7 protein-coding genes are annotated in these 12,231 nt (G+C 63.5%); 1 reads left to right on the forward strand and 6 read right to left on the reverse strand.

Features of this window, described 5'->3' with window-relative positions:
• Window positions 1-174: 174 nt before the first annotated feature.
• The 6 genes from GFD18_RS06125 to GFD18_RS06150 all read right to left on the reverse strand — a co-directional run bounded on the left by GFD18_RS06125 (window position 175) and on the right by GFD18_RS06150 (window position 8,471).
• The gene (locus GFD18_RS06125) at window positions 175-1,578 is read right to left on the reverse strand and encodes a DUF4032 domain-containing protein (RefSeq protein WP_163198984.1); all 1,404 of its coding nucleotides are present in this window, start codon (window positions 1,576-1,578) and stop codon (window positions 175-177) included.
• A gap of 677 nt (window positions 1,579-2,255) precedes the next feature.
• Window positions 2,256-3,386 (reverse strand): ABC transporter ATP-binding protein, encoded by a 1,131-nt coding sequence (locus GFD18_RS06130; protein ID WP_163198772.1) that lies wholly within the window; start codon window positions 3,384-3,386, stop codon window positions 2,256-2,258.
• Between the two features lie 305 nt (window positions 3,387-3,691).
• Window positions 3,692-4,774 (reverse strand): glycosyltransferase, encoded by a 1,083-nt coding sequence (locus tag GFD18_RS06135; protein WP_163198775.1) that lies wholly within the window; start codon window positions 4,772-4,774, stop codon window positions 3,692-3,694.
• Window positions 4,775-4,852: 78 nt separating this feature from the next.
• Entirely contained in the window at window positions 4,853-5,872 is a 1,020-nt protein-coding gene (locus tag GFD18_RS06140) for a LacI family DNA-binding transcriptional regulator (RefSeq protein ID WP_163198778.1), read from the reverse strand.
• 209 nt (window positions 5,873-6,081) lie between these two features.
• Window positions 6,082-7,347, reverse strand: coding sequence for an oligosaccharide MFS transporter (locus GFD18_RS06145; RefSeq protein WP_163198781.1), 1,266 nt, complete (start codon window positions 7,345-7,347; stop codon window positions 6,082-6,084).
• A 98-nt stretch (window positions 7,348-7,445) separates the two neighbouring features.
• Window positions 7,446-8,471: a glycoside hydrolase family 43 protein gene (locus tag GFD18_RS06150; protein WP_163198784.1), complete on the reverse strand. Its 1,026-nt coding sequence runs from the start codon at window positions 8,469-8,471 to the stop codon at window positions 7,446-7,448.
• A 747-nt stretch (window positions 8,472-9,218) separates the two neighbouring features.
• Here GFD18_RS06150 and GFD18_RS11440 point away from each other — a divergent pair.
• Window positions 9,219-12,143 (forward strand): serine/threonine-protein kinase, encoded by a 2,925-nt coding sequence (locus GFD18_RS11440; protein ID WP_163198787.1) that lies wholly within the window; start codon window positions 9,219-9,221, stop codon window positions 12,141-12,143.
• The last annotated feature ends 88 nt before the right edge of the window (window positions 12,144-12,231 follow it).

A 12,231-nucleotide genomic window follows, 5' to 3' on the forward strand; every position in this document is an offset into this window, starting at 1 on the left:
TGTGACCGACAGGAATCCAGGAAACCGCACGGTTCCTGTTCGTCGCGCGCATGACGACCAACAGGAACCCGAAAAGCTGCACGGTTCCTGTTCGTCGTGCATTCACGAACGAACGGGAACCGCATCGGCCGTCTTCATCTCCTCAGTACATCGGTACGCCACTACCAGCCTGTGCTAGCTCGCCCATACGGCGGCGTCGGGATCGTAATCCGGATCGTATCCGTCGTCGCCATACGACGATTCGTCGTCGATCACGCCGGCGTCGGCGTCGGCGTTGATGGCGTCCATCACCTTGGCATCGATCTTGTACTGCGGCAGCACGTTTTCGATGTAGCTGTTCACGGCCTCCGCCATCGGCACGTCATGACCGACCTTTTCGGCGAGGAACCAACGATGGTCAAGGATTTCGTGGAAGAACTGCGCCGGCTCGATCTGCGAACGGTATTCCTTCGGAATCATGCGCACGGTCGGCTCGAACACCTCGCGCATCCAGTCGGTGGCCACGATTTCCAGATCCTCGCCCTGACGCCATGTCGACGTGCGGTAGGCATCCAGGTCGTTGAGCAGTCGGCGCGCCTGGTTCTCCTGCACGTCGAGGCCGGTGAGCCTCAGCAGCTTGCGCGAGGCATAGCCGGCGTCGACCACGCGCGGACGCACACGCACGCGGTTGCCGTCCTCCGACGTGTTCATCTCGAGCTCGTCCACGTCGAATCCAAGCTGGTTGAGCTTGTTGACTCGCTTCTCAATCTTCCACATCTCGTCGGGGCTGAAGCTCTCCACGTCGGTCAGCGCGCTCCACAGCGAATGGTAGCGCTCGACCAGGCGGTTGCCCACCTCGATCTCGTCCACGTCGTCGGGCAGCAGCTTGCCGGAGCTCAGATCCATCAGTTCGCCGATGATGTTCGTCCGCGCCAGGTCGATGTCGTATTCGCGCTGGCCTTCCGTCAACGTCGGGTAGAGCGCGCCGGTCTCGGCGTCCACGAGCACGGCGGCGAAGCAGTCGGCGTCGCGCAGGAACAGCACGTTCGACAGCGACACATCGCCCCAGTAGAAGCCGATGAGATGCAGCCGCACGAGCAGCACGGCGAGCGCGTCGATCAGACGGTCGGCGGTATCCTCGCGCAGGTTTCGCGCGAACAGTGCACGATACGGCAGCGAGAACTTGAGATGCTGGGTGACGAGCATGGCCTCGAGCGGCTTGCCGTCGCGGTCGTGCCGGCCAGTAACGACGGCGATCGGCTTGACGGACGGCACGTCGATCTTCTCGAGCTGACGCAGCAGCTCGTACTCGCGCTGCGCCACCGACTGCGTGATCTCCTTCATCGCATACACGTCGTTGCCCACGCGCACGAATCGCACGACGTGGCGGGAGATGCCGCGCGGCAGGTTGGCGAGCAGGTCGTCCGGCCACTGCGAGAGCGGCTTATGCCACGGCAGCGTGAACATCTTCGGGTTCGAACTCGCGGCGGTGATCTTCAGCGCCTTCGGTTCGCCGGCCCGTTTGCCTCCGACCGCTTCGTCGGAGGCCTTCACCGATGTGGCCTGTACAAGTCTGGGATCCAATTCCACGTTTTCCATAATCACCAACTTACCCAATCCGCGTGATTTGACGCATGAATCACCTGATACCCTCGCATATCCCGATTCATACGCATCCTCGTTGTGCACGAATCACCCGATGCACTCGTATATCCGCTTTCGCCGCGCATGAATCATGCAATATACCCATATACGCTCATTCATCCCCCCATCTCCACTACTCACGAATCGGCGGATATGCCTATATCTCCTGATTCATGCACAACTCATTCGTCCATGAATCACGCGATATACGTGTATCCATCGATTCGTGCACAACGGCCGATGGATGAGACTGCAATAAACGATAGTTTTAATCAAATTACTATCGATGAATAAATCACGAATCGTCGAATATATCGGCATATCCGCATTCGTGCGAAATAGGCGCATGCACGGATCACGCGATATATCGATAAGCATCGATTCATGCCGCGAACGCATAAGGAAGCCCCGCAACCAGCATTGGCTGCGGGGCGACACTGCTCGCGAGGCGAGTCAGAGAGGAAGAGAGGGGACCTCGCCTCGCGTATCGGCAATCGGGCCGTCCCACAACAGCCTTCACGCCGACGTCTGTGATCATGTGGCCGGCCCGCCGCGTCCGCGAGCGGACAGACGGGCGGCCGACGGGACCGAACGGAAGCACGAACGGCCCTCCGCCGAACGACCGACCCGAATCAGTTCAGACGCAGCTCCGTGCTCGGGGCGAAGAGGTGCATCTTCTCGGGATCGATCTTGATGCGCACCGTCTCGCCGACCTTCGGCAGCTGACGCGGGCTCACACGGACCGTGGTCATCTTGTCCTGGTCGCTCATGACGGCGCTGGCCTGCTCGGCGGCGGAGCCGTCGGTCACGATGTTGCCGTAGATGTAGCCGTCGGAACCGAGGTCCTCGACGTTGGCGACATACAGCTTGAAGGCGTTGGCGTCGTCCGGGCCGGCGAGGGTGGCGTCCTCCGGACGGAAACCGACGACGATCTTGCCGCCGTCCTCCGGGGTGAGCTTGGCGACGACGTCCTTCGGCAGGTCGACGGTGTCATCACCGATCTTGGCCTGGCCGTTGACGACCGGATGCACGTTGATGTTCATGGACGGCGAGCCGATGAAGCCGGCGACGAACACGTTCGCCGGACGGTCGTACAGTTCGGTCGGCGCGCCGACCTGCTGCAGCTTGCCGAGCTTGATGACGGCGATGCGATGACCCATCGTCAGAGCCTCGGTCTGGTCGTGGGTCACGTACAGGGTGGTGACGCCGAGGGTGCGCTGCAGGTTGGCGATCTGCGTACGGGTCTGCACGCGGAGCTTGGCGTCGAGGTTGGAGAGCGGCTCGTCCATGAGGAAGACCTTCGGCTTGCGCACGATGGCGCGGCCCATGGCCACACGCTGACGCTGGCCGCCGGAGAGGGCCTTCGGCTTGCGGTCGAGGAATTCGGTGAGGTCGAGGATCTTCGCGGCCTCTTCGACGCGCTTGCGAATCTCCTCCTTCGGGGTGCCGGCGATCTTCAGGGCGAAGCCCATGTTGTCGGCGACGGTCATATGCGGGTACAGCGCGTAGTTCTGGAAGACCATGGCGATGTCACGGTCCTTCGGCTGCATGTTGGTGACGTTCTTATCGCCGATGAAGATCTTGCCCTTGTTGACCTCCTCGAGGCCGGCGAGCATGCGGAGCGTGGTGGACTTGCCACAGCCGGAGGGGCCGACGAGCACGAGGAACTCGCCGTCCTTGATGTCGAGATTCAGATTGTCCACCGAGGGCTTGTCGTTGCCCGGGTAGATGCGGGTGACATGGTCAAAAACCACTTCTGCCATGGTAATCAGTTCCTTTCAGAGGCAGGTACGTGCCTCACGATCCGTTGTAAAAGGGGTGTGTATGGGTATTCAATTATTCCGTCTTTGGATTAACTTCGCTTCGCGCGTCCTACTTTGGATTCGCCAAGGTTCGTTGCACCGCTAACAGCGTTGTTTGTGGTCGAGGAAATCACTCTCCTGTGAGCCACTGCCCAATATACACCATAAATCGCGAAAAGAAACCGGTTTCAAGAAATTGGCGGGTTTTTGAAACACTTGGGAAATATTGCATCGCCGCCGATATGACGTCAATCGATTGCCACGGATTATGCGCGGAATCCGTCGTGGAACTCCACGCGCAGCTGCCGCCATTCGTCGCGCATCTCGTGCAGGCCGGCCTTCATTTCGGCGGTCAGGTCGTCGACGGTCTCGCCCAGCCAGCCCTTGAGCGTACCGAGCAGTTCGCTCGTCGACTCCGGCACCTCGTCCACGTCGCCGTTGTCCTCCACGTCCTTGGCGAGCCCCTCGATGCGACGCCGCATGGCGTCCGCATCCTCGGGGTCTATCTTCAGACCGGCGATCAGCGACTGGCGGATGGTCTCGTAGTCGAGGTTCGCGAAGAACGTGAGCTGCTGCATGGTCATGAACCGTTTGAGTTCGGGATACCGCGCCGCGATGTACGCCTCGCGGTCGTCGGCCGCACGTCGCCAATCGCGCGAGAGGTTCGGGTCGAGCGTGGCCGTGATGGACCCCTTGCGCATCCGGTAGTGGTACAGCACCTCGGGTATGCGCACGATGCGCGTCGCCTCGCCCAGCACGTTGCAGATGCGGGCCATGTCCTCGATCTTCCGTCCGACGGGGAACGAGAAATCGTGGTCCTTATATATGGGCGCGGCGGCCATGAACGCCCAGAAATACCCGTCGATCTCCGAACGCACCTGCGCCTTGATGGCCTCCTGCGGCGTAAGCACCTGCACATCGTCGAACTCGTTGTGCTTGTACGACGACAGCAGTGGACGGCCGGCCTCGGAGATGGTGTCGAATTTGAACATGACGACGTCGGCGTCGTATTCGCGCATGGCCCTGACGCACACGTCGACGAGATTCGGCTCGATGGTGTCGTCGGAATCGACGAAGTAGACGACGTCGCCGCGCGCGACGGCAAGCCCCGCGTTGCGCGCGTCGGAAAGGCCGCCGTTGCGCTTGTGGATCGCACGGATTCGCGCGTCCTTCGCCGCCCATGCGTCGCACATGGCCGGGCAGCCGTCGGGGGAGCCGTCGTCGACGAGGATGATCTCCAGATCGCGGTAGGTCTGCGCGACGATGCCCGCCACGCATGCGTCGAGGAACTTCTCGACCTTATATACCGGCACGATCACCGAAACGAGCGGATTGCGATTGTCGACCATGTTCACCTCCGGGGCGACGACAACACCTTCGCCATACTACTCCGAGGCGGTCTAACGGCCGGCCAACGATCACGCACCCTAGCGCGTGGTGTCACGAACGACGAGCTCGCACGGCAGCGTGACGCCGATGGGCTGCTCCCCGGCGATGATGCGCAGAAGCTGGTCGACCAGATGCTTGCCGATCTGGTCGAACGGCTGGCGGACGGTCGTCAACGGCGGATCGGCGAGCATGGCGGCCGACGAGTCGTCGAAGCCGACGATCTGCATGTCGTCGGGCACGGCGATGCCGCGTGCCCGCAGCGTCTTCATCGCACCGACGGCCATGGCATCGGACGAGATGAAGACCGCGTCGATGTCGGGATGGAAGTCGAGCAGTTCGGACATCGCGCGTTCGCCGCTGGCCGAGGAATAGTCGCCATGGACGATCGGCGCGGCATCGGATGAGCCGACGCCGGCCGCCGCCAGGGTGTCGAGAAAACCGTGGACGCGGTCGCGGGTGCCGGACGGACCCTCCGGGCCGGCGATCATCGCCAGCCGTCGGGCGCCGCGCGACAGCAGATATTCGCAGGCCTTGCGCGCGCTGCCGTAATCCTCCACATGCACGTATCCGACGGGCAGCGTCTCGTCGGACGGCTGTTCGGCGACGACGGTGGGGATGCCGGCCTTGACGAGCGCGGCGAGCATCTTGCTGGAGTCCTGATGCCATGCGACCTGGATCACGCCGTCGACGTGGCCGGCCTGCAGATAGGCGATGTTACGACGCTCCTCGTCCTTGTTGTCGGTCGTCATCAACAGAAACGAGGTGCCGCGTTTGCCGAGTTCGTCGGCCACGGCCCGCAGCAGCGTCGCGAAGTTCGGGTCTTCGAACAGGAGCTTCTGCGGCTCTCCAAGCAGAAACGCCACGGACCCGGCACGACCGGTGACCAGCGCCCGGGCATGGGTGTTGGCCACATAATGCGTCTGCTCGATGGCCACCTTGATCTTGGCGGCGGCATCCTCGCTCACCCATTTGCCACCGTTGAGATACCGCGAGACGGTGGCGCGGGACACGCCCGCGATGCGGGCGACGTCGTGGATGGTGGCCTTGTGCTGGTTCACTCTGCTTCCTTTAAGCCTTGGGGTCGGCGGATACGTGACCATGATACCGAGGTCCGACAACGGGGACGACGCCCTTGCCTGATGATGCGCCGCCGCGTCATCAGGCCGGGAGGACACCATGGGATGACAACGAAAAACCCTGCGGGACCTTTGGAAGGGGAAGGCCCCGCAGGGTGCGGTTCGCCATTCGACGTGGCGGAACGATCGCGTTACCTGGCGATCTGCTCCGTCTTGGCATCGGAGCGCATGAGCAGCGAGCCGACGATCACGAACACGGCGATGAGCGCGGCAAGCAGCAGGTACGCATGGTGGAAGCCGAGCGCGGTGTACATGTTGCCCATGAACAGCGAGAACACGGTCAGACCGATCTGCTTGGCGGTGCCGAAACCGTACATGTACACGGTGGCGGAGAGGCGCTTGTCGAACACGCGGGTGATGTACTTCATGACGGAGACCAGCATGAACGGCATCTCAAGCGCAGCGAGCAGACGCCAGAACACCAGCATCGGGATGGTGTTGATGAACGCGCAGCCAAGCACACGCACGAACAGGATGCCGCCATAGATGAGCAGGCCGGTCTTGGCGCCGATCTTGTTGATGAGGGCGGGCATGAACAGCATGCAGATGGCCTCGAGCAGAATCTGCACGGAGACCACGCGGCTGAAGAACGTGGCGCCGGCCGTGGCATCGGAGAAGAAGGATGCGAAGTAGTTCGGGAACTGCTGGTCGAACACGTCATACATGGTGGCGGAGCCGATGATCAGCAGGCAGAAGCCCCAGAAGCTGCGGTTCTTGAAGATGGAGAGCCATTCCTCGCGGGTGATGGGCTCGTTCTTGGCGGCGTTGCCCTGCTCGTCCCTGACCTCGCCGGCCATATGGTCGTCGGGCAGCTTGACGACGGTGAGCAGCACGAACAGCACGGCGGCGCAGAAGGTCATTGCCCAGAAGATGGAGCCGGTGTTCTTCGCCCACATGATGCCGCCGACGAACGAGGCGGTGGCGCCGGCCAGCGAACCGAACAGGCGGGCGTGGCCGTATTCGAAGCTGTAGGCGCGGGAGGAACGTTCGTTATAGGCCTCGACCACGCCGACGCCGCCGTTGAGGCAGAGGCTCAGGTACGCGCCCATGACGACCGCGCCGAGGATCTGGTTCGCGCCGACGAGCGGCAGGAACACCCACTGGAACAGCGGTCCGAGGAACAGGATGCAGAGGATGACGAAGTAGAACAGCCCCTTCTTCAGGCCGAGGCGATCCTGGATCGGGCCGAAGATCGGCTGGAGGATCAGCGCGCCGAACGACATGATGGAGAACACCAGTCCGGAGGTGGTGGTGTCCATGCCGGCGGGGCCCTTGAGCCAATACGGCAGGAAGGTGAAGATGAGCTGCCAGACGGCGAAGTAGAAGAAGTAGAGTCCGCCGAAGTTCCAGAAGATGCCGCGCTTGAGCGACTGCACGAGCGAGTTTTCCTGTGCCATGTTTACTCGATTCCTTGATATGACCGATACCGATATGAGTGATCGTTATGCGGATATTGCGAACAGTTGGGTCGGGATTGGAGGTCCGCGCTTCCCGATTACAGCGATTCGTCCACGTCGAGACGGCCGTCCGGAGGCAGCACGTCCGTGGTGGCGGGCGTGAAGCGGGTGGCCATCTGCGGGGTGCCGAAACGCGGGGTGCCGTCCTCGGCCCATTCGATGAGGCCCATGTAGGCGTGGCGGTTCGGGTCGAACAGCGGGTCGCCGAGGATCTCCACGTAGTTGCGGCAGTGGTAGATAAGTACGTCGCGGCCGTCTTCGGTCTCGGTGAACGAGTTGTGGCCGGGGCCGAACTGACGCACGGTCTCGTCGGACGCGAACACCGGCTCGGGGGACTTCGTCCAGCTGGCCGGGTCGAGCAGGTCGGCGTCGGCGCTGGCGGTGAGCATGCCCATCGCGTATTCGGGACCGGTGCCGGAGGCGGAGAACGTGACGAAGATCCTGTCGTCATGCTTCAGGACGGCGGGGCCTTCCTCCACGATGAAGCGGATCTTCTCCCAGTCGAGCTCGGGCTTGGAGAGCATCACCGGCTCGGTTTCGAGCGTCCACGGGTTGGCCATGCGGGCGATGTACAGGTTGGAGTGGCCTTCGATGGCCAGGTCCTGCTGCGCCCAGATGAGGTACTGGCGACCGTCGGTGTGCACGAACGTGGTGGCGTCAAGCGCAAAGGTGTCCATGCCGGTGTCGACCTTCCCCCGCTCCGTCCACGTGCCGGCGATCGGGTCGGCGTCGTCGCAGGTGAGGCAGAAGACACGGTGCTGGAAGGTGTCGGCCTTCTGGTCGATTTCGGTGGTGTGCGCGGCGGCGAAGTAGATGACCCACTGGCCGTTGACACGATGGATTTCCGGCGCCCAGATGAGTTCGCTCATCTCGCCGCTGCCGCTTTCGTGCTTGCGCCAGATGGTGTGCTCCTCGGCCGCCTGCAGCTCGGAGAGCCTGTCGGCGCGACGCAGCGTGATGCGGTCGTACACGGGGTACGAACCGGTGAACAGATAGCCGTCGTCGGTTCGCAGCACGTATGGGTCCGCGCGCTGCAGAACGATCGGATTCGGCAGCAATGCCATGCTTCCTCGATTCCTTGATTTTTCCTCGCCTTCGGGTGCCGGCTTTGGCATGCGTTGCGTCATGCCCGGTCCCCTCTTCGGGTCCCGGCGCCTGCCGCCGCCATCCGGAGCCATTGCCCGAAAGACATCCGTCGATGTCCGTTTCAGGGATGTGGATGTGGGTATACAGCGTTGTGTGCGCGGTCTTGAACTCGGCCGTGATTTCAAGACTGTGCACGCTCTCAGTGGTTACAGTATATAGCGTTTGCCAGCTTTTGCAAAAACTATTGAGAGCGCTAACTTCTGTCGGCGTGTCACGAGCTGAAACCGTGCACAGTTCTTGAATCAATTCCGGGTCTTACGCCAATTCCACAGGTCCTGATCGAACCGGCACGGCAGGCCCCGCGTACCCGACCAAACCGGCACGGCAGACTCCGCATCCCCGCCCGAACCGATAACAACGGACCCCGCATCCTTCCCCAACCGCCGCACACAACCAGCCGCCCAAAAAACAACCCGCCGCCCAAAAAACGGAAAAGCGGGTCTGCAGCATCACCAAAATCGGAAAAGTAGACCTACAGCATTGCGAGGAATCAATTTTCGGCGCCTATATATACTGTCCGGCCCCACAAACTCCCTAATGAACGGTTTGACCCCACGGTTACCGAACAGTGCAGACCCGCAAACCCATCGAACATCGCGCGAAACTTGCGTAATAAAGCGACGCGGCACGCACGGGAATCGAACATACGTGCCACAATGGGCGGCATGAGTGATTTGACTGCGCTGAATCTGGAATCGGGTAGCCTTGTCGGCGGCTATACGCTGATATCCCGCCTTGGCGGGGGCGCCATGGGTTCCGTATGGCGGGTCAAGGACGACGGCGGCAACATCTACGCCATGAAGATACTGCGCGATTCGCTGAATGAAGACGGCGAATCGGATGGCGCAGCCGAATCCGGCTTCCAGCCCGGCGCCGAGAACAACGCGGCGACGGCCCGCGAGCGCCTGCGTCGCGAGGCCGCGGCGCTGCGTCGGGTGAATCATCCCGGCGTATGCCAGATCATGGATATGGAACTTGACGATTCGGTGGCGTTCATCGTCACCGAGCTCATCGAGGGCAAGAACCTTCGCGCCGATGTGGCGGCGAACGGACGGTATGTGGCCGGCGATCTCGAACGCCTGACCCGCAAGCTCATCGACGCGGTGAGCGCGGTGCACCGGGCGGGCATCATCCACCGCGACATCAAGCCGACGAACGTGATGATCTCGCGCACCGGCCCGGTGCTGGTGGACTTCGGCATCGCCATGGGCGAGGGTGAAAGCCACGTGACCCGCACCGGACTGGTGATGGGTACGCCCGGGTTCATCGCGCCGGAAATCATCGACGGCGCGGAATCCGACGAGCAGACGGATTGGTGGAGCACGGCGGCCGTGCTGGCGTTCGCCGCGACCGGCCAGCCGGTGTTCGGCACGACCCCGATGATGGCCGTGCTGGAGCGTGCGGCGACAGGCCATGCGAATCTTGCGGGATTGCCCCCGCGTACGACGGCAGCGTTCCGCAGCGCCTTGGACCCCAAGCGCGAGAACCGCTGCACGCCCATGGAACTGTTGCAGGTGATCGAGCAGGATGCATTGACCCCACAGTTGTGGACGGCTGCCGGTGCAGCCGGTTCCGCCATTGCCGGCGCCGGCATCGCGAATGCCGGAGACCCCGCTGCGAATGCCTCGGCTCCCGCTTCCACTCCCGCCTCGGCGAATACACCCATCAGCGCGTCGAAGCCTCTTGCCCGGCCACTCGCCGGCACGGGTGCGCCGGTGGCCGCCGACGTGCCTCCGGTGCCGCTGCCGCCTACCGCCGCAGCCGGGAGCATGCCGACGCCGAACACCGCCGAAACCGGTGACGGGGTGATGCGCCCTTTTGGAAAAAGCTCTTCAGAAACGGCTGACGCCGTTGACGGCGTTGACGCCTCCGAATTCGACGGCGACCCGAACGCCGGCATCGACAATCCTCGTTCATTGTGGAAGGCATTGGACGAACGTCGCGCGGCCGCGACGCAGGTGATAGACATCGCCTCCGGCCCGGACGACGACTCGCCTGCGCTCAACACCGTGCTGGACAAGCCGGTCACGCTTGCCGGTCAGACCCGAGACATCCCGACCATGGTCGCCCATGCCTTCCCGACACTGTCCGCGCCGACGCTTGGCGCCCCAACGGCAGCCGCAGCAACGTCGGCAGCCGCAGCACCATCGGCGGCCGCGACGCAGGTGCTGCCCGCTCCCCCCTCGCCGGCCGAAGCGCCGACGGCGGCGATGCCTGCAGCCGACCTCGCCACCGAGACGTTGCCACAACCGTCACAGCCATCAGCGACGCCACAGCCGTACGAAGCACAACCGTATGCACCGCAGCCGCCACAGCCCGCCGTGGCCATCCGTCCGGTCGGGAGGGAGCCACGCACGCTTTCCGGCGCCGCTACACAGCAACCGAACAGCCCCTCGTTTGGCCGCGTGGTGGAATCGCACCCGACAACGCCTGACGCATTCAACGCGGCCGGCATGCCTGACACCGGCATGCCCAACGTGGCCGACGCCGGCGCCGCAGACGCCGAAACGACGGCCATGTCGTTCGATCCGGAGGCCACCGCCGTATTGACGCCTTCCGGAGAGATGCCCCGCGTCAGCAGCTCCACGCCCAACGGCCCCGACATGCCGGACGCCACACAACCGCCGTATCCACAGCAGATCCAGCAACAACCGGCCCGGCAGCCGCAGCAGCGGCCCCAGCCGCGCGTCGCCTCCAACGACCCGCTTATCGGCGACCCGATCGACGAACCGCCCATCGACGGCGTACCCGACATCACCGCGCCTCCGATTCCGCCGACCCCCGAGCCGCAGCAGCCCGTCATGCAGCCGGCCCAGCCGATGAGCCCATATGAATACGTGGCCGCCATGACCTCGTGGCTCATCCCCCGCGGCCGCATGCTCCTGTGCCTGCTCGCCGTGCCGCTGTGCCTGTTCGCCGCGGCCGCCCCGACCGGCGGACTGATCGTGGCCGTGGCCACGCTGTGGCTGCTGACCACGGCCGGTCTGTCCTGCCAGTCGCAGCTCAACCGCGAATCCAGGCGTGGCGGCATGCGCAAAGGCACCGACAGCGCCCTGATCGTCGGCTCCCTGCCGTGGCATCTCATCAAGGGTCTGGCGCTCACCCTCGCGCCCATCGCCCTGATGGCCGCATTGTTCATGGCGCTCGCCGCGTTCCTCGCCGTCGCACTCGGCCTGCCGCAGGCAACGGCCGCCATCGAGGTATTCGGACTGCCGATTCGCATTCCCGTGGTGGCCGGCCGGCCGCTGTCGTCGTCGGGCATGATCCTGGCCGTCTGCATGGCGACCGGCTGGTTCACCGCCGCGCTCGGTCCGTATTCAAGGCTCGCCCGGCTCGGTGCCGGCATCATGCGCGGCACGTTCGGATCCCCCCGCAACGCCCACGACGCCGACATCCACGATGGCGACATCAACGACTATCCGCAGTACCGGCAGCCGGATGACGACGAGGCGCAGGGCGAGGCCCAGGAGGCGCAACGCCGCAGCTGGACGCTCACCATAATATGGACGATTCTCATCCTCGCCGGTCTGGCTCTGCTCATCACCGGCGACAGCATCGACTGGTCGCCCCTGCTGCTGACGAACGAGTAGACCACCCTGGAACCGTCCGCCCTATAACCGCGGCTTATCGCCGGACGCGTCGAAAACCTATGAGGGGCACAGTTCACGAGTCGTGAAT

It is taken from the genome of Bifidobacterium saimiriisciurei, from assembly GCF_010667655.1.
Classification (GTDB): domain Bacteria; phylum Actinomycetota; class Actinomycetes; order Actinomycetales; family Bifidobacteriaceae; genus Galliscardovia; species Galliscardovia saimiriisciurei.